The following is a 19,463-nucleotide window of genomic DNA, read 5'->3' on the forward strand; positions in this document are numbered from 1 at the left end:
GTGCATTTTGACGAGGATGTATACGTGACTCGTAAAGGTGCAGTCCGCGCCCAGACTGAAGATTATGGGATTATTCCTGGTTCGATGGGGGCAAAGTCTTTCATCGTTAAGGGTAAAGGTAATGCTCATAGTTTTTGTTCTTGCTCTCACGGTGCAGGGCGTTTGCTATCTAGAAATAAGGCAAAAAATGTCTATACACTTGATGATTTGATCGAGCAAACAAATGGTGTAGAATGCCGCAAAGATGAGGGTGTGTTAGATGAGATTCCTGGTGCTTATAAGCCGATAGAACAAGTTATGGCAAATCAAGCAGATTTGGTTGAGGTTGTAGCGACTCTCAAGCAAGTTCTTTGTGTTAAGGGATAAGTTTGTCGGGTGGGTAATGCCCACCTTTTTTATTTTTTCAACGCAGAGGGACGCTGAGGAAGAAATGATTGTTTTAAGTGAATCGACTGAACAAATAGAGCTATCAGACAGCGCTAATGAAAATAAATTAATAGTGTAACTTTGTCACGCATTAGCTTACTATCTTTTTTGTAGTAGCTCATAAGTGAGTAGCAACATGAAATCTGAACAACTCTCAGCCATTCATGTGGCAAGCGGAAATCTTGTGCCGATGAGCAGCAAACCTCCTATTTTATCCAGCACTAATCACTGGAACGGGATTGTGCTTGAGCAGCATTATTTACCCGCCTTTGAATGTCCAGAGCTTTGTTTACAGCAGCACAGCATTAATATTTGGCTTGGTAATTCATGTCAAATAGACTGGCGGCTAGCAGGTGGAAAGTTACACAGTACGCAGATGAGGAGAGGTTTGGTTAATGTGACTCCAAAGGGGATTCCGACTCAAGCGCGTTGGCACCAGGAAATAAAATTTCTTCTAGTTTCTTTTGATTCCAGCCTATTTAAGAGAGTAGCAGATGAGCTGATTGTTGGGAGCTATCGCACTATTGAAATTATCCCACAGCGCGGAGTCTGCGATCGCCAAATCCTTCATCTGGGAATGGCACTCAAAGCAGAGCTTGAAGCCGGATATCCATCTGGTAAACTATATGGTGAATCAGTTGCTACTGCTCTAGCAGCCCATCTCCTCAAGACTTATTCTGGAACACAGCAACTAATTGCATTTGAGGTTAATCTTTCCAAGCGTCAATTACGGGAGGTAATTGATTATATTTATGACAACATAGCACTAGAATTAACGCTGGTAGAACTGGCTAGTCTAGTGAATATGAATTCTTATTCATTCTGTCGTTGGTTTAAACGTTTAATGGGTCTTTCTCCACATCAATACGTTATTCAATGCCGAATTGAGCGAGCTAAATTTTTACTCACTTATACTCAATTACCTCTTATCGAAATTACACTTCAAGTTGGCTGTTCTAGCCAAAGCAACTTTACCACCCTTTTTCGGAAGCATATAGGAATCACACCCAAAGCATATAGAGAAATGATATAACTTTTAGGATTTTGCAAGATTTAAAAATTTTAAAAGCAAGTTTTCAGAAGACAGAAGTTTCACTCATAATTTATTCTCATAATTGACCAGTGAAATCGAGAATATCATGCAAAATAGCCAATACGAACAACAGTATAAGAAAAGAGTAATTGATTTTTTCGATAGCAGAACTAGCTATGACAACGATTATACGATTCATCGCGCTCTCCCTCTACTAGATTTAGTTCAACTAAAAAAGGGACAAAAAGTATTGGATATGGCAACTGGCACAGGTATCATTGCCATTGCTGTTTCACAAATTATTGGTTCCGAAGGAAAAGTCACTGGAGTAGATTTTTCTTCAGTGATGCTAGCTCAAGCACAACAGAAAATTGATGAATTAGGCTTACAAAATATCGAACTTATTAAAGCCGATGCTGAGTATATCGACTTCAATGATGAGAGTTTCGATGTAATTCTTTGCTCTACAGCAATAGTCTATTTTAAAGATATTCCTGCTGCTCTACGTAAATGGTATCGTTTTCTTAAGCCAGGGGGAACTCTCGGTTTTTCTTGTTGCTCTGAGGAATCTTGTGGAGCGCCACTTATAATCGAAATCTGTGATAAACATGGCATTGCGCTGACAAGTATCAATGAGCCAACAGGTACACCCGAAAAATGTCATCATCTGCTTGCAGAAGCTGGTTTTAAGGATATTGAAGTGAAGACCCAACAACTAGGTTTCTACCGCAATATAGAGCAAGCTAAAGAATGGAATGGTGGATGGTTTCATCCTAAAGAAAACCCCTTGTTACAGGTTTCATCAGAGCAAATGGCACAATTAAAAGCAGAATATAGTCAAAAAACTGAAGCAGAAGCAACTGAACAAGGAGCTTGGTACGAAAATTTGACTTTTTTTGTAACTGGTAAAAAGCTTTAAAGCAAACTCTAACTTTCTATTGTATTAAGCCAATTCATCAAATCAGCTTCACTAGCGAAATCTAGTAATACTTCACCCAAGTTTTCTAACTGAGCCAAGGACAACTCTTGCAACCGAGATTGTAACTGAGAATTAATTGAACCAAGCCGACGAGTTAATAGACGTATTACTAGCCTTAGTTCTGATTGTCTTCCTTGTTCAATACCTTGTTCAATACCTTGTTCAATCCCTTGTTCAATCCCTTGCTCAATGCCTTGTTGTCTCCCTTCTTGCAGTCCTTCTTCAAGAATTTCTTGATAAATTGCAGATTCTCTCATATCTTCTCTCCTCAAAAACTGACGAATTAGTTCTGGCTCGAATACTAACCCTGCTAGAAGTTGGGTACATACCGAGATAGTCTGCTTGGTGGCTTCTTCTTCAATCATACTCACCTGAACTGCTACCTGTTGGAGTAGACTTTGAGGAGAATCTGTTCGCGCCAAAGTTGCTAGAGGTAATAAACCAGGAGATAACAATAAAGGTTCTGGATCTTGTTCCCAAATTCGGATGACGCGGTAACGGTGGCTAGTATTGCGGGCAGTAAATTGATCTATAAAGACAGCTTCTGAAGTTGTCGGTTTAAGAAAAATCACTATCTGCTCAATATCACAATTGTATTGTCGATATAGCCGCACCCAATAGTCCAACATCCGCAGTGGCAAGGGTGGAGTCGATGCTGGTAAAGTTTGAAACTCTAAATGCAGTATTTGATTAGCAGTTTGCAAAAATGTTACTGAATCAGCACGAATTGGCTCTTGATTTAATTCTGTTTTGAGAATCTGGATATCCGTTGCTTCAGATGCGAGTAAGTAGCGGATAAAATCTTCTGGATACTCCTCAACCAGATATTTCAGGGTATTGTCATATGTCACTTTGATATCAGTTTGGACATAAACTCATGTAGAGACGTAATATCGCCATATAGTTTGTCCATAAAAAATTTAAGTGTAAGTATTGTTTCTTGTTAGCGCTACTCTACGAAAAACTGCTGCTCGCTGATAGCGCTAACATTTAAATTTGGTGTCTTTTCAAAACTACAGTGTCAAAGACTGAGGATTTGTCTCAATCAATTTTGCTAAATCTTGCAGGAATGCCGCAGCATGGGCACCATAAATAATCCGGTGGTCAGAAGTAATATTTACTTGCATTTGTTGACGCACGCCAAATAAACCGTCGGGTGTTGCTACTACTTGCGGACGGGATGCCCCGATCGCTAAAATTGAACCTTGTCCAGGCGGTAAAATCGCATCAAATTTATCTACGCCAAACATCCCCAAATTGGACAGGGTAAAAGTACCACTGTTGTATTCTTGAGGCTGTAGTTGTTTTGTCCTCGCACGTTCTACCAAAGATTTCCAAGTACGCGATAGAGAATATATATCCACTGCGTCTGCATTTTGCAGCACAGGTGTAATTAATCCGCCATCATCCATCGCTACTGCGACAGAAATGTTGATATCAGAATGATAAACAATACCCTGGTCTGAGTAGCTAGCATTTAACAATGGGTGTTTTTGCAATGTCACTGCTACAGCTTTCGCCAGTAGCGCTGTCATTGTCACGCCTTTGGATTTAATTTGTTTATAAAGTTTGTCTAACCCATCAGTGCTAATTGTATAACCGACACGGAAGACGGGCACGGATATGGTAGCTACCATGTTCCGCACTACGGCATTTTGGAAGGTAGTTAAAGGTACGGTTTGACCAGGAACAGCAACCGCTACGGGTGCAGGTGCAGGTGTCCGAGGTGCTGGGGGGGCAACTGGGGCGTTGGTTGGTACAGGTGCGGGTGGAGCAACTGGGGCAGGTGCAGGTTGCTTGCCTTTGTTAGACAATGCTTCTACATCTTCGGCGACAATGCGCCCGTGGGGGCCGCTACCTTGGAGTGTAGTTAAATCAACTTTGAGTTCTTTGGCTAACTTGCGGGCACGGGGTGAAGCTACAAGCCTTCCTTCTTTGTGGTTAGACCCGTTTTGAGACGCTAAGGCAGGTGTTGCAACTGAGGCTGTGGCGGCAACTGGTTCCGGGGAAGAGGTAGTATTAGCAGCCGCACCGCCAGAATTGGCAAGAGATTTCGCCTGTTCAATTTCAGCTTCCGTTTCGGCGATGAAGGCGATCGCAGATCCTACCGGGGCAGTTTCACCAGCTTCAACTATGATATGGGCAAGAAATCCTTCATAAAAGGTTTCTACATCCATATCTGCCTTATCTGACTCTACAACCACCACTGTTTCGCCTTTTTCCACTTTGTCCCCAGGCGATTTCACCCAGGAAACGATTTTGCCTTCTGTCATGGTGGAACTCAGCGCCGGCATAAATACTTCGTGAATGCTCATAGGGTGGTTTGGAAATCAATGGTTTATGGACTTTAACAGTTTTTGTCAGATCGAATTGTATCTTGATGGGAGAGTTTTAGACTGTTTATATTTTAGGTTGGGCATTGGGAATTGGGCATAGTAGTTCCAAGTTCTGAGTTCCGAGTAAAGAAGTAAAATTCCTCACTCAGCATGGGCTAAATGCCCCGCTACCGCTAACAGCACTCAGCACTCCTCAAGGGCATTGGCTATTCACTAATGACTCTAGGAACCTAAATATAGCTTAGAAGTCTATAATACAGAGCTATCTTCAATGGCTAGCCAATATCTTGATCTCGTTTTAGTCATTGATTTGCAAAAACCACCACGAGTTTCTCACAGATTAAATGGGATTGCTATTTAATATTCCTCATAACCACTACTTAAGATACAAGAGGTTCTCACGGATAGAGGATATGGGATGTAGTTCAATTTAGAATTCAAAATTGGTAATAAACCTATTTGAAATTCCTGTTTACTTTTATGTCGGCAAAGCTGAAATTCTTTTTGATTGTGATATTAAGTATCTCTGCTACGGTTGGTGCTGGAGTTTATATTATCCAGCACCAACAATCTGCACCGATTGTTGAGACTAGTGATGAGCAAACCCAGCAGATGGGAGCAATACATCAGTCTCAGGAAGTTGCAGCATTCTCAGAGCGTTCCGATTATCAAACTATACCTTTAGAAAAACTTAACTCATCTCTCCAAGGCAGTAATCCTACTACCCTCGCCCTGAATGCCTTTGAGGAGATAGCAGTGGGAGGATCGCGAAAGATAGAGGTAGTTTATCCCCAACCAAATCAGGCGTTAGTGACAATTACACAAATCAAGCGGGGTAATAATTCAGTTGGGACGGTTAAATATCGAGCGGAGATGACAACCTTTGGGCGATCGCTTTTTATTAGCTCACCTCCAGTGTGGCAAATTGTTTGGGCTGGCTCCCAGGTGGAATGTTGGGCTGGGAGCCGCTCTCAAACTAAGTTAAATCACATCTGTGATTAGTCATTAGTCATTGGTCACAAAATAAATGACAAAGGACAAATGACAAATGACAAATTTAAATGTCGCCGCGAATTTCTTCTACAACGCCATCGCGCAGAACGATTTCAACTTGCATTTTGCTAATCAGGTTATCACCGATTTCTACCCGGAAAAAGCCTTCCATTTGGAATTGGTTGACTTCTTGATCTTGCTGGAGAAACTGCACTTGCTGAAGATTTTGCAGCAACTGATTTTTTTGCTCCAAAAATTCACTTTTCTTTTGATTGACTTGGAGTTGGATATTGTCAATTTGTTGGAGGGTCTGGGGGCCAGGTGGTTGCAGACTCTGCTTTTGAATTGCCGCGATCGCTCTTTGTCCTTCAACGTCTAGCTGTTGCAGTTGCTGATCGAGTTGATTGATCTGGGTTTGCAGCTGCTGTTGTACTTCCTCTTTCCACAGGGGAGTCACAATGACTTTGACGTTAACGACGCGTTTCAGAAGCAAATTAGATTTGGAGACATCCATAAATATTTCACGTTCACTCTTTACAGTTAGCAGGTGGAATGATCAGGCAAACATGCCGTCAATAATATCGCGATAGCGTTCCGTGACGACATGTCGGCGAACTTTTAGTGTTTGTGTCATCAAGCCATTTTCGATGGAAAACGGTTCCAGGATGAGTTTAAACGTTCCGATGCGGTCATCCGGTCGATAGCCTGGACGATTTTGGACTTCCCGATTCAATTCTTGGCGAAATAAATCCTGGATCATTCTACTCTCGAAGTCAATTTTTTGACTATCTGAGGAAGTCACCTGATTGCCCAGCGTATCCAGCGTTAGATTCTGACTTGCTGCCCATTTTTCTAAGGCTTCGACGTTGGGGACAATTAAGGCTCCCAGGCTGCGCTGATCTTGGCCGATGAGCATAATTTGATCGATGTATGGCGATCGCAAACACGCATCTTCGATCGGCTGTGGCTCGATGTTTTCCCCGTTAGTCAATACAATCGTATCTTTAGCCCTGCCAGTCAGTACTAAGTCGTCTTGTGGTGTCAGCCAACCCAAATCGCCGCTATCAAACCAACCTTCGGCGTCAATTGCTTTCGCTGTCGCTTCGGGATTTTGGTAATAGCCTTGCATGATCTGCGGGCCCCTTAACAATACTAAGCCTCGCTTCTCTATTGGTAAAGTCGCTTTTGTCTCAGGATCGACGATTTTAGCTTCTGTTGCCGGAAGTGGTTGCCCTGATGCGCCAATCAAATTTCGCCAAGGACGCCGTACATGGGTGACAGGAGAAGTTTCTGTCAAGCCATAGCCTTGCAAAATCTGCACACCAATAATTTCAAAGAAATTATCTATGTGTCTGGGAAGCGCACCACCACCGCTAATCATCTGCTTAACTTGTCCCCCTGTGGCTTCCCGAACTTTGGCGTAAACCAGTCGTTCTCCCAAGGCATGGAGGGGTAATAAAGCTGATGCTTGGATCTTAGCTGTTAATCGTTCGGCGGCTGAAGCATGAAGATTATTTAAATCCAATCCCTGAGCAACTCGCCGCGCTTTAATATATTTTTCGCTAATGCCCAATAAAAATTTAATTAGGCGTTGCTTTTTGGCTGGTTGTTCGCGAAACTGCTTTTGCACTCCTTCATAAATCGATTCCCACAGGCGGGGTACACCCACCATGTAGTTGGGTTTAAATTGTCTCAAATCCCCTTTTACAGAGCGCAAGTTGGTATAAACTTGCGTACAACCTTGAGATAGTAGGTAATATTCAACAGTTCGTTCATAGCTGTGCCACGAAGGCAAAATACTGAGAACTATATCGCCTGCATTTGGTTGCAATACTGTGCCAAAGGTTGTCACTTGGTGCATCAAGTTACTATAAGACAGCATTACACCCTTGGGTTTACCTGTGGTGCCAGAGGTATAAATTAGGGTTGCTAAAGCCTCACGATTTTGCTTGACTGGCACAAAATTATGGCTTTTCCCAATTTCGAGCAACTGCGAAAAGTTGAGTAACTTTAGGGTTTCGCCTGTTGGTGGTGCTTCATCGGAAAGTAAGATGACCACTTGAATTGGTAAATCGTTGAGGCGATCTTGTAGTTTTTTAAGTGTTTTTAAATCCTCAACGACGATCGCTGTACTACCGCTATTAGCGATGATAAACAACAGTTCTTCTTTTTCGGCTTGGGAGCTACGAACCGCATCAACGCCTCCAGCAGTCATTATGCCTTGATCGGCAATAAACCAGCGAGGACTATTGTCAGAAATTAAGGAAATGCGATCGCCTACTTTTACTCCCAACGCCTGTAACCCAGCAGCAAATAGTTGCATTTGCTCTGCCAACTGGGTATAAGTAATCGCTACTTCTGGTTTAGCGTGAGGGTTGCGGAGGGCAACAATATCACCAAATCGTTGAGCTGCCAATGGCCAAATTTCTGGTAGCGATTCCACATTTGTGTAATCTACCAAGCGCTTTAATGCTTGCCGTTCTTGCTCACTGATGTTAGATAAAAAAGAAGACGCGGTTTGGGTTTTTGACATAACACCTTACCTAAAGATTTTAAACTGATCGTTTTCCAGCTTATTTTGTTATTACGCTACAATATCCATCCTTATTATCCACATACCCTTCTGTGTATGATAATTCCAGGAATTCCACGTTTATATTTACAAAAATTTATGTTAAAGTTAATTTACATAGAGTGCAAGCAATGGATTGTGTTTGCATCTAAGAACAGCAATCGCCTATGTTTCACAGGAGATGATTACCTATGAATTTTATAGACGCCATCATGCTAACGCTGCTCAATATTGCTGCTTGCATAGCGTTACCGAAGCTTTTAGCTATCCTTTTGGCTGATAAAACCAAACTTACTGAAACATTGGCAAATGGCTCCAAATTACAAACAGCCAAAATTCAACTTACAAGTTTCCCTTATTGTACAGTTTACCCACTAACAGGTAGTCAATACTGCAAATTCAGTCCTGATTTTTGCGCCAAGTGTTCTCCAAATTGATGGACTATTAGTCTGTAAATTATATTTTAAAATTTAGGTGAGGTAGTTTATTTACCTCACCTAAATTTTGTTAAGGAGTTAGTTTACAAGGTCGCTGATACTTTAAGTAAGATGCCCTAGTGCTCTTTTATCCTTCTAAATAGAGAAAAAGAACATTCTGTAACTTATATATAAGTTGGCTAAAATTTTTCTTTGATTATAGTGATAAAAAAACGACAGAAGGGTTACGCTTAATTAAATATAGTTACCTAACTAAGTCCTAACTAATGATCCGGACATGATCTCACTTGAATTTTTCAAATTTTGGTAAATATACAACGAAGAAATTGTATTTAAATCTATTTCTTTAGGCTCATATTCATTAGTATTTTTAAACAAGACTGTAAATGCACCAGCACCTAATCTATCTTGAGGAAATATCCGATAACAAGGTATTGTCATTAAATGCGATTGATATTTGGCTAAATTAGTAATTTCTATCGCTTCAAACTGGGGAAACCGTTCTAAAAACCATTCACAAACCTGCTCATTTTCTTCTGGTGAATATGTACAAGTCATATAAGCCAGATAACCTTGCGGTGAGACGATTTTAGCAGAGTTAGCTATAATGCGCTTTTGTCGATTTGCGCTCTTATTAATAGCAGTTGGGTGAAAACATCCAGGTGCTTTTTCACCTTTGGCAAGTAAAGATTGTCCAGTACACGGAGCATCTACTATGACTAGATTGCTAGAGCCAGTAAACATTTCGGCAAAAATACTGGAATCTCGATTAACCACTGCACTAGGGCTAACCTGGCAACGCTTCAAATTAGAAATTAGCATTCCCAGACGTTTGCCAATTACTTCGTTACTGATGAGCAATTCAGGTTTTAAAGCTCTCCAAGCAAAGATACTTTTACCTCCTGGTGCAGCACACATATCAAAAACTAAACGCACTGACTCAGGAATAGCTAACAAAGTACTAGCTGCAAACACCGAAGAAAAATCTAAACAATAGAAATATCCTTTTTCATGCAAGGGATGCTTACCAGGTTTTTCTCCCAGTGATAAGCGGTCTATAAATTGTGGTTGCCAAGCTGTTGGTGTTTCCACTGCCATAGGCGCAATATCTGGTTTTTGTTGACACCAAAGAATACTAGGTGAAAAAGGCTGAGGATTCATTAAAGCCTCAATAAACTTTTCTTGATCGTCTACATTGGCGAACAAACGCCGTGAGACTTTAAGTAATAAATTAGAAGGTTTTTCCATCAAGATTATCAATTATAAATTAATAGAAGTACGTTGTATCTAAATCAAAATCAAACTGTTACACAAGAACAATGTAATTAAGGCTTTTGGCTTCATACTCAAAATATAATGACCGCCATTGGGATCGCAATGGCCAAGCTACCCCACTGCACCGGAGAAGGTCATGTTCTTAGATAGTTTTCAGGAAAAATTACGCAAACAAGCACAATTATGGAGGGATGAAGGATTAATTAGTTCTTCGCAGTATGAGCAGATAGCAGAACGTTATCAATTTAAAAACTTGGAAGCTGCTGCACGCGATCGCAACAAAGCAATCGCGATCGCTATCGGTAGCATCCTTTTATGCTTAGGCATAATTACCTTTGTATCAGGAAACTGGCAGGGGGGATCGCGAGAAGTCAAAATTATTCTGATGATGAGTTTGTTTTTTGCGATCGCCATCACAGGATTTTACAGCTGGAGGCCACCTGAAGGGAAGAAGCCAGAACGAAGCAAACGCCTACTAGGAGAGGGGTTGCTAATTTTAAGCGCCTTCATCTTCGGTGCAAATTTACTGCTGATGGCCCAGATGTTCAATATTGTCGGTTCAGTTTCCCAACTGTTTCTCGCTTGGGGATTCGGTGTTGTGGTCATGGCCTTCAGTTTGTCCTTAAATTCTTTAGGAATTCTGTCAATTATCCTTGTGGAAATCGGCTACTGGACTGGACTAGAAGACTTATGGTACGCTTCAGGGGAGCTAACTTGGTCGCGGTTAGTAGTGCAGCATCTGCCTTTGTTGGCATGGCTGGTATTTGTACCCTTAGCCTACTTCTGTCGATCCCGTTGGATTTTTGGTCTAGCAGCCTTTGTTTTTGCTAGTTCCTTACAAGCTAACCTTAATCCACTGCCACTGCTAAATTATGCTGATATAGCTCCTTGGGTGGCGTCTTTTGCTTTTACACTGCCACCTGCATTATTCTGGAGTTATGATGATTTACTCTTTCCAACCATAAATTACAGATTGTTTCAATCTCTAGCCCGTAATTTAGCGTTGTTAAGCTTTGGCATCGTCTTTTACGTTTTGTCTTTTCGTTGGGTTTGGGAATCTCCAGATTATAGCTATAATCAGCCAACGAATTTGACAAACTTATTCGAGTCTCTGCCGATTATCGATTTGGGGATTCTTAGCGGCTTGGCGGTATTGCAATGGTTATTTCTATTGCGCCAAAGAAATAACCCTCCGCGCCGCGAAGTAATTTTCACAACTGCTGTCATTAGTACATTTCTTGTCTTTATTGCAATCGTACCTTTTTGGCATCAAACTATCAGCCGGATTGATGAACTTGGCATTTTTATTTTCAATGTACTTCTTGCAACATTAGCCTGGGGACTAATTCAAGAAGGATTGAAATTAAGCAACAGAAGTTCCTTTTGGGGCGGTATGCTGTTAGTAACACTGCAAATTATCAGTCGCGTCCAGGAATACGACACCGACTTACTTTTTAAGTCGCTAGTCTATGTCCTGTGCGGTTCTGCTTTAATTAGCGCTGGACTCTGGTTTGAACGCCGCCTACCCGGTGGTAGTACAAGTAAAAAGTAGTGCAAAAGATGAAAGAATTTAGGAGTCAGAATTCAGGAAAAGTTCACTAAATCTAAAATTGAATGATTCCTAACTCCTAGCTAAAAATCTCTGTGCGTCAAAGTTTTTAAAGTTTCTCTGCGTTAGTCCTAATCTCGTTACTTTTAACCTCTTCAAGACCTCTGCTTTTTAGGACTACGCTCATGACTAATACTTCTTCTGAATCTAAGAATAAACCCTTGTCTCCTGAAGCCGAATTTTCCAGTAAGGTGACTTTTCGGGATTACTTGATTGCTACTGAACAAAAATCGAATAAGCCCTTACCTTTTTGGCGGTTACTTGCTCCCCTGGCGCTGCAAACAGGGCTAATTATGGCAGTACCAGCCCAAGCAGTTTATACAGATGTGACAGGTAAGACGGTGATTTTGCAAACCGTACCTGTAGACCCTAACAATGCGATAGAAGGTAACACCTTAGCCTTAGATTACAACATCTCCCGTACCTCAAATTTGAGCAGATTGCCTGGGTGGCAAACATTAGTCAGCAGAGGTCGTGGAAGTGGCAGAAGATTGCCTGAAGGAACCAATATTTACGTGACTTTGCAAGAGCAATTATCTTCTGGTCGCGGTGTTCCGAGAGCTTGGAGACCATTACGAGTAAGTAGCGATCGCCCCACAACTCTTAGAGCTAACCAAGTAGCCTTAAAAGGTGTTTATCAGGATGGTTCCGTTAACTACGGCTTGGAAACATATTACATCCCAGAAAACCAACGGCAGCAGATTCGGAACGACTTACAAGCCCAACGCGCCCGCCGAGGACAAGTACCACCTATTGTGGTCAAGGCGAAAGTAGATCCACAAGGTAAGGCTGTGCCAGTTAGTATGTGGGTGCGCGATCGCAACTATCGTTTTTAAGCTGTTAGGCAAATAAAGAGTGCATATTTACACCACGCCAGTTTGGTCTTTGAAATTCTGAGCGCCGACTTCCGACGCTCAGAGTTTTCTGTTTTTCATTAGACATTTCGTGAAAAAGAATATAGAGACGTAGTAATGCTACGTCTCTACAAAGATTCTAGATAAAGCATATTTAATTTCACCAAATATCTTATATATCGCCTACATTTAGAGGTTGTTTTAAAAGTGTTTGGCTGTAATTTTAATCACATTTTTACCTCCCTTAATCAGGGGGGATTAAGGGGGAAAACAAGAAAATCCGGTTCCCTCCCCTTTATAAGGCTACCGTGTACACACAAGTCAAATTACCCCCCTTATAAAAGGGGGAAATAAGAAATCTAGTTCCCTCCCCTTTATAAAGGGAGGGTTAGGGTGGGGTAAAACTGACATGAAAAACCAAGTGAGTAAACTATTTCAGACTTGTGTGTACACCGTAGCCTTTATAAGGGGAGGGTTAGGGTGGGATAAACAAATATTTCATACACTACTACAGACTTTTCAAACATCCTCTTAGTATGAAATAGCCCTGGATTAGAGCAGAGAGTCAAAACTGTGTATTTATAGTAAGATTATCAGCAAATAAAACTTGCTGATAATATATGATTTTTCGGGGATTAAGTCGAAAAGCAAGGCTACTATTTACGAGATTTTTACTGCTAGTGTTCATTGCAGTAATTGCGTTGTGCCAACTCTCTCCAACCCAACCCCAGTTAGTGCAGCAAAAAAGCAATTATGCGACCCATATTCAACAAAACTTTAATCAATCTGCTTTTTATCCCATTGCCCAAATTCCATCTACAAACCTTTATAAACCTATTGGCGATTGGGTAGGAAGATTAATTTTACCAACGAAACAGCAATTACAAGATGGTTTAGATTGGGTATGGATGGAAGTACAACATGCACCACCTACAGCACAAAATTTAGTAGGTAAAATTGTGCGTTTGGAGTGGAAAAAGAATAAAAATTTGCTTGCTTTGGAACGACCAGTAACGCGAGATGTAAATTTTACTTCTGAAGTGATTAAAAGCCAAAAACAAGGAAATATTCATCCTTTTCGACTAAATGGAGTTCATCATGTAGGAATTTTACGCTCTTTGGCTGGCACAAATCCTGATGATGAAACAATTGTTGTTTTAGATTCAAGTACAATTATTGATGCAAATCAAGAAAAATCTATTTTGCAAATTGAACGCGAACCCGTTTTAGCAACTGGTAGATATTATGGGTTGGTAAAAATAATTAAACCGATTGAATCTCAATATAAAACTAGTTTATTTCCAAATCAAAAGCAGTATAACGATTATTTTTTGGTACAACATTATAATCTTAATGCAAATAAATTTAATGGTATTGAAGAAACTATTCGCATTCCCCAACAAGTAATAGATTCGCGAAATTTCGCTCCTTCAAGTTCGCAGCAAATCGAGCGATCGCCTGCGGGTGAAGATGGGTGGTATATTTATGGTGCTGCCGATGCAAAGGGCGTATTTACGGTACGCGCACTTGCACCTCGTTCTCTGTTGCAAATTCAACCCCGTCAAATTATTACTGGTAAGGAATTAGGGCTAAATTACATCCAAGAGGTAAATTGGCAAAATACTGAGAAAAATAAAGGTAAATTCAATACTGTATTATTAACACCTGGAGAAATACAAAATTCACTTAATCAATCTATATCAACATGGCAAGAAGGCAATAAAGCTATTGTCCTACACCTATTTGGTGGAATTGGCGGACGTAAAGCTGAACCATTAGGAGTACCTTATACTATTACTGGACATTTTGCTTTTGGAATTGCAGAAGTTGTCCGTGACGAGTTTACTAACGAATTACGCTTTGAGACTAAATACCACCAAATTTATGCCCATAACCCCGATGGAATTATTGCCGGAACGCATACATGGGCTGATTATATGGGTAATTTACAACGTGGTTGGCTGGCAACACGTCCAGTATCAGATATTCTGATCAAATTCGACCCTGTAACGCAGGATTATGATTTTGATGGTGTCAAACTTTCGCCTTTAGAGCAATTCCAGCAACAATTACAGGTAACAATGGCACGTTATCGAGTTGGTGATGGAACTGGTGGCGCAATGGTATCACCTGCTACCTCATGCGTCCAAGACGCAAGCCAAGCACTTTATGCTGCAATACTGGCAATTAAAAACCAAGTTGCTATAACTCCTCAAATTCAAACTTGGATACGCGCCAACCCCAATCACTCGCAAACATTACGCTTTCAGCAGCTAGTTGAATTAGGTCAATCTTTGGAACAACAATTAGCACCCTTGGGTATAGTTCGCGCTGATTGGCAAAGTCAAGCAGGTATACTCGCAGGTACGGGTAGAGGAAAAACGACGGAACCATTTCAAGATCGTAGTATTTGGGCTGGTTTGACAACATGGCGAACAATAATGCCAAGACTTGCACATGACGACCTAGCCGCAATATTTTTAAAACATGGCGCAACTATGCAAGTATTGCGAACCAATCAAGTCGGTGGTTGGGAACCTAATATTACACCCATTGCCCCAACAGTACTTTTGGGGCAAATTAAGATTCCTTTTACTAATATTTTACCATTTTCAATTCTTTTAAACCGCACTTTAGCGTCTTTAGTAGTTCCGAGGTTCAAAGATTGGTTAGTTGTCGCTGTACTGCTGATAATTTATAGTATTGTTGCTCTACCTTATGGTTGGAAATTTGGATTTTTACAGATAGAACTTTGGTCTGCAAATTGGATTGATAAATGTTTGTTAATATTGCGTTGTTTATTTTCACCTGCAATTGTTGAAGAACTCTTTTTTCGCGTTTTTTTGCTTCCTCATCCTAGCGAAATCACCAATTGGCTTCAATGGTCTTTGTGGGCAATAGTGAGTTTATTATTATTTGTTTTGTATCATCCCTTGAATGCTAAAACTTTTTTTAAAGCTGGAATCACTACATTTTTTGATCGTGTTTTTCTTGTTTTAGCAGCATTTTTGGGAATTATCTGTACTGTTGCATATACCCTCACAGGATCTTTATTTGCGATCGTTTTAATTCACTGGATTGTTGTAGTAGTTTGGTTAATTGTTTTTGGAGGAATCAGAAAATTAGATAATAATCAAAAAATTCAGAATGCTAAGGTTTAAGGAGGCAGGGGGCAGGAGGTAGGAGAATAATGCTTGCTTAAGGCTAAAAATTGATGCCTTTATTTAGCACTACTAAATCTAGAACAACCTTCCTCAGCCCCCTTTTTATAGCAACCGCAAAACTTTTTATTAGCGATCGCACTACAACTAGTATTGAGCAACACACTGCTAAGGCACAATCAACACTGGGCAAGGGGAAAGGTTAATCACACGAGTGGTAACGCTATCATCCGCTCCCTCTTCAGTCAAACCTAGCCCCCGACAGCCCATGATAATTAAATCTGCCCCAATTTCATCAGCGACATCGCAGATCGTAAAAGCTGGTTTGCCTTGCCTTTCTATGGTTTCAGATTGAATTCCTTGCCCAGAAAATAAAGATTGGGCATTTTCCAGTAGTTTCGCAACTACTTCTGGTGACACCATCGGATCGTCGGCACTAGGCGCGTCTGGAGGTGGTTCTTCTACCACAGACAGCAGCACCAAGCGACTGCTGTACTTTTTGACTACGTTGGTAACAACATCAGCAGCTTCCCGCGTTTCCCGGCTTTGATCGATAGGAAATAATACCGTCTTAAATATATCTGTCACTTGGGTACCCCTGACTCCGGTAAAATCTTGATGGTTCTACTTTCAAAACAATAACAAAAAGGCAATCAGGAGAGTTTGGTGTGTCCAAAAAAAGTTTAGCAAGTTTATCTTCGGCTGATATCTCTGGGAAACGTGCCTTAGTGCGGGTTGACTTTAATGTGCCTGTCGACGATCAAGGCAACATTACTGACGATACTCGCATTCGCGCCGCTCTACCAACCATCCAAGATTTGACGCAGAAGGGAGCTAAGGTCATTCTCGCCAGCCATTTTGGCCGTCCCAAGGGTGTGGATGACAAATTACGCCTAACTCCCGTTGCCAAGCGTCTGTCTGAGTTACTGGGGCAAGAAGTCATTAAAACTGATGACTCTATTGGGGATGAAGTTGCAGCTAAAGTTGGCGCACTGCAAAATGGCCAAGTGCTGTTACTCGAAAATGTCCGTTTTTACAAAGAAGAAGAGAAAAACGACTCAGAATTTGCGCAAAAATTGGCAGCCAATGCTGATTTTTATGTAAATGATGCTTTCGGTACTGCACACCGCGCCCATGCTTCAACCGAAGGTGTGACTAAATTCCTCAGCCCTTCTGTGGCTGGATATTTGGTTGAGAAGGAATTGCAATATCTGCAAAATGCCATTGAAAATCCCCAACGTCCTTTAGCGGCAATTATTGGCGGTTCCAAAGTTTCCAGCAAAATTGGCGTAATTGAAACACTGCTGGAGAAGTGCGACAAGCTGATCATCGGTGGTGGGATGATTTTCACCTTCTACAAAGCCCGTGGTTTGAATGTTGGTAAGTCGTTGGTAGAAGAAGACAAGCTGGAACTAGCGAAGTCTTTGGAAGCTAAAGCTAAGGAACGTGGCGTTGCTTTATTGCTTCCCACAGATGTGGTATTGGCAGATAACTTTGCCCCTGATGCCAATTCTCAAACCGTTAGCATTGAGAATATCCCCGATGGTTGGATGGGTTTGGATATTGGGCCAGACTCGGTGAAATTTTTCCAAGAAGCCCTTGCAGATACCAAAACGGTAATTTGGAACGGGCCAATGGGTGTGTTTGAGTTTGATAAATTTGCGAAAGGTACAGAAGCGATCGCTCATACCCTCGCTGAAATTGGCAAAACTGGCACAACTACCATTATCGGCGGTGGTGACTCGGTAGCGGCTGTGGAAAAGGTTGGTTTAGCCGACCAAATGAGCCACATTTCCACCGGTGGTGGCGCTAGCTTGGAGTTACTTGAAGGCAAGGTATTGCCTGGAATTGCAGCTTTAGATGATGCTTAATACAGACGTTACAGCAATTTTCAGGTAATTAAACCATCGTTAGAGGCGCACAGATGTGCGCCTCTACTGTAGATAGGAGAAAAACTGTGGAAACCAAATGGCTGGAATGGGCACAGAAGTTACAAGCGATCGCTCAAAATGGGTTGGCTTATTCTGACGGTGTTTATGATATAGAACGTTACAAACAATTACGAGCGATCGCCACAGAAATCATGGCGAGTTACTCAAATGTAGAACACAGCTATGTCCTCGATTTATTTAGCCGTGAAGTCGGATATGCAACTCCCAAAGTTGATGTGCGGGCAGCTATTTTCCGTGACGATACTATATTGTTAGTCAAGGAACGAGTAGACGGCTGCTGGACTTTACCTGGTGGATGGGCTGATGTTGGCGAATCGCCCAGTGAGGCAGTTGTAAAAGAAATATATGAAGAATCGGGATATCAAGCACGCGCTATCAAACTTTTAGCAGTCTATGACAGAAACAAACAGGGACATCCACCATTACCGTTTTATGTCTACAAGCTGTTTTTTCACTGCGAACTTATTGGTGGTTCTCCATCATCAAGTATTGAAACTGAAGAAGTAGGTTTTTTCCCTGAAGGTGCTTTACCAGAACTTTCTCTCGGACGTGTGACACCAGCACAAATAAATCGACTTTTTCAACATTATCGCCAACCAAATTTACCGACAGACTTTGATTAGTAGCCCTTTAATATTTAATATATTTTGCCAACTGTTTTAGGTAAGATGCTACTAGACAAATGTCCTATTTACACTAATTAACTATATAGTTTGCTGCCAAAATAAATGCATAGCAATGACTCAAATTACCCAACAACATCCAATCCAGCATCACTCAAGACTCGGAATTGAAGTCCTGCGCGGTTGCAATCTTAACTGCCTCACAGAAATAGAGTCGCGTGAATTAAAAGAATCACTTTGGAAACATGGCGTTGTAGTCGTCAGACAGCAACAGATGACTGCACAACAATTAAAAGAATTTGCCAAGCAGACTTTTGGCGATTTTATGTTTGGTGGCCCTCCGAAAACATTAGATCCTGATATTAGTCCAGACTTACAAAGCCAATATGTTTATATATTGGGCAATCCTAAAGGGCCGATTGCCGATCCAGCCGGGAAATATGCGTGGCAATGGCATCATGATAAAGATGGTCTCCCTAGTACAGAGGGACTGGATATGAACGCACTATATGTTGTGATGCTTTATGGAATACAAGTGCCGGAAGGTGTAGATGGGCAACCTCACACTACCGAATTCCTCGATATGGTAGAAGCTTACAATAATCTAGAACCTCAACATCAGCAGCAATTAGAGCAGATGTCGATGTATCACTCGCCACCAATGTTTTCTAAAAGTCCCAATGTAAAGACTGATATACCGAGGAAAGTGCATCCGATTGTGTCTACTCACAAAGTCACTGGTAAAAAGGGATTATATTTAGGTTCGGACACTGCGATCGCAGTTGGTATGGAAGATCGACCGGAAGAAGCAAAACGTTTCTGGGAGGATTTGTTTGCGACTGTTCTAGACTGCACGCCAGTTTACTCCCATGTTTGGCAGCCAGGAGATATTCTTTTTTGGGACAACTCACAAGTGATGCACAGAGGTAGACCTTACGATCCAACCAAACACCAGCGAATTGCGTTGCGTTTAGGTGTAGTGCAAACAGATTGAAAGATACTACTACCGCAAGGCGGAATTCAAAATTCACGCATTCAAAATTCAAAATTAATGCAGCATAAGCGTTTTGTTGATTTGAAATGGTATATTTATTTCCGCCGTGTTGTACTACTACAATAGACCTCTTGCAAAAGTTGAATAGACCCCCCTTAATCCCCCAGGGCTGTTTCATTCCCTAAAACAGGTAAAATTGCAAGTGTTGAGGGGAAAAAA

General features: G+C 41.3%; 17 protein-coding genes. 11 read left to right on the forward strand and 6 right to left on the reverse strand.

Translation table 11 applies throughout. From position 1 onward, the window contains the following. The 3 genes from RMY27_RS33810 to RMY27_RS33820 all read left to right on the forward strand — a co-directional run. Positions 1–366: RtcB family protein (locus RMY27_RS33810; RefSeq protein ID WP_322669171.1), on the forward strand; the 366-nt coding region annotated here is incomplete at its 5' end. 196 nt (positions 367–562) lie between these two features. After that, the gene (locus RMY27_RS33815; RefSeq protein WP_322669172.1) at positions 563–1,459 is read left to right on the forward strand and encodes an AraC family transcriptional regulator; all 897 of its coding nucleotides are present in this window, start codon (positions 563–565) and stop codon (positions 1,457–1,459) included. A 106-nt stretch (positions 1,460–1,565) separates the two neighbouring features. Then, positions 1,566–2,378: a class I SAM-dependent methyltransferase gene (locus RMY27_RS33820; RefSeq protein WP_322669173.1), complete on the forward strand. Its 813-nt coding sequence runs from the start codon at positions 1,566–1,568 to the stop codon at positions 2,376–2,378. A gap of 8 nt (positions 2,379–2,386) precedes the next feature. On the opposite strand, the gene RMY27_RS33825 is transcribed toward RMY27_RS33820, so the two are convergent. Together RMY27_RS33825 and RMY27_RS33830 are read right to left on the reverse strand one after the other, a co-directional pair. Then, on the reverse strand, positions 2,387–3,289 hold the full coding sequence (locus RMY27_RS33825) for an Rpn family recombination-promoting nuclease/putative transposase (RefSeq protein WP_322669174.1): 903 nt from the start codon (positions 3,287–3,289) through the stop codon (positions 2,387–2,389). A 162-nt stretch (positions 3,290–3,451) separates the two neighbouring features. After that, the gene (locus RMY27_RS33830) at positions 3,452–4,753 is read right to left on the reverse strand and encodes a dihydrolipoamide acetyltransferase family protein (RefSeq protein ID WP_322669175.1); all 1,302 of its coding nucleotides are present in this window, start codon (positions 4,751–4,753) and stop codon (positions 3,452–3,454) included. 501 nt (positions 4,754–5,254) lie between these two features. On the opposite strand from RMY27_RS33830, the gene RMY27_RS33835 reads away from it, so the two are divergent. Next, a complete protein-coding gene (locus RMY27_RS33835; protein WP_322669176.1) occupies positions 5,255–5,776 on the forward strand; it encodes a hypothetical protein in 522 nt (173 codons plus the stop codon). Between the two features lie 55 nt (positions 5,777–5,831). Here RMY27_RS33835 and RMY27_RS33840 read toward each other — a convergent pair whose 3' ends face one another. Both RMY27_RS33840 and RMY27_RS33845 read right to left on the reverse strand, forming a co-directional pair. Next, the gene (locus RMY27_RS33840; protein ID WP_012412623.1) at positions 5,832–6,281 is read right to left on the reverse strand and encodes a YlqD family protein; all 450 of its coding nucleotides are present in this window, start codon (positions 6,279–6,281) and stop codon (positions 5,832–5,834) included. A gap of 42 nt (positions 6,282–6,323) precedes the next feature. After that, positions 6,324–8,300 (reverse strand): AMP-dependent synthetase/ligase, encoded by a 1,977-nt coding sequence (locus tag RMY27_RS33845; protein ID WP_322669177.1) that lies wholly within the window; start codon positions 8,298–8,300, stop codon positions 6,324–6,326. Positions 8,301–8,530: 230 nt separating this feature from the next. Between RMY27_RS33845 and RMY27_RS33850 the strand changes: the two genes are divergently transcribed. Further along, positions 8,531–8,776 carry a hypothetical protein gene (locus tag RMY27_RS33850; RefSeq protein WP_322669178.1) on the forward strand — a complete coding sequence of 82 codons (246 nt, stop codon included), beginning with the start codon at positions 8,531–8,533 and terminating at the stop codon, positions 8,774–8,776. A 252-nt stretch (positions 8,777–9,028) separates the two neighbouring features. On the opposite strand, the gene RMY27_RS33855 is transcribed toward RMY27_RS33850, so the two are convergent. Continuing rightward, positions 9,029–10,024: an RsmB/NOP family class I SAM-dependent RNA methyltransferase gene (locus tag RMY27_RS33855; protein WP_322669179.1), complete on the reverse strand. Its 996-nt coding sequence runs from the start codon at positions 10,022–10,024 to the stop codon at positions 9,029–9,031. A 163-nt stretch (positions 10,025–10,187) separates the two neighbouring features. Here RMY27_RS33855 and RMY27_RS33860 point away from each other — a divergent pair, with 163 nt between their 5' ends. The 3 genes from RMY27_RS33860 to RMY27_RS33870 all read left to right on the forward strand — a co-directional run bounded on the left by RMY27_RS33860 (position 10,188) and on the right by RMY27_RS33870 (position 15,675). After that, entirely contained in the window at positions 10,188–11,603 is a 1,416-nt protein-coding gene (locus RMY27_RS33860; RefSeq protein ID WP_322669180.1) for a DUF2157 domain-containing protein, read from the forward strand. A gap of 182 nt (positions 11,604–11,785) precedes the next feature. Next, complete coding sequence (locus RMY27_RS33865; RefSeq protein WP_322669181.1) at positions 11,786–12,496, forward strand: GDYXXLXY domain-containing protein; 711 nt, start codon at positions 11,786–11,788, stop codon at positions 12,494–12,496. 638 nt (positions 12,497–13,134) lie between these two features. Continuing rightward, positions 13,135–15,675: a type II CAAX prenyl endopeptidase Rce1 family protein gene (locus RMY27_RS33870; protein WP_416212394.1), complete on the forward strand. Its 2,541-nt coding sequence runs from the start codon at positions 13,135–13,137 to the stop codon at positions 15,673–15,675. Positions 15,676–15,843: 168 nt separating this feature from the next. Here the strand turns inward: RMY27_RS33870 and RMY27_RS33875 are convergent, their stop codons facing one another. After that, positions 15,844–16,254: a universal stress protein gene (locus RMY27_RS33875; RefSeq protein WP_322669186.1), complete on the reverse strand. Its 411-nt coding sequence runs from the start codon at positions 16,252–16,254 to the stop codon at positions 15,844–15,846. Positions 16,255–16,343: 89 nt separating this feature from the next. Between RMY27_RS33875 and RMY27_RS33880 the strand changes: the two genes are divergently transcribed. The 3 genes from RMY27_RS33880 (at position 16,344) to RMY27_RS33890 (ending at position 19,244) form a co-directional block, all read left to right on the forward strand. Further along, entirely contained in the window at positions 16,344–17,546 is a 1,203-nt protein-coding gene (locus tag RMY27_RS33880; protein ID WP_322669183.1) for a phosphoglycerate kinase, read from the forward strand. A gap of 86 nt (positions 17,547–17,632) precedes the next feature. Further along, positions 17,633–18,250, forward strand: coding sequence for an NUDIX hydrolase (locus RMY27_RS33885; RefSeq protein ID WP_322669184.1), 618 nt, complete (start codon positions 17,633–17,635; stop codon positions 18,248–18,250). Between the two features lie 115 nt (positions 18,251–18,365). Continuing rightward, positions 18,366–19,244, forward strand: a complete 879-nt coding sequence (locus RMY27_RS33890) for a TauD/TfdA family dioxygenase (RefSeq protein ID WP_322669185.1) — start codon at positions 18,366–18,368, stop codon at positions 19,242–19,244. The last annotated feature ends 219 nt before the right edge of the window (positions 19,245–19,463 follow it).

The sequence above is a fragment of the Nostoc sp. DedQUE09 genome (assembly GCF_034530915.1).
In the GTDB taxonomy this organism is placed as follows: domain Bacteria; phylum Cyanobacteriota; class Cyanobacteriia; order Cyanobacteriales; family Nostocaceae; genus Nostoc.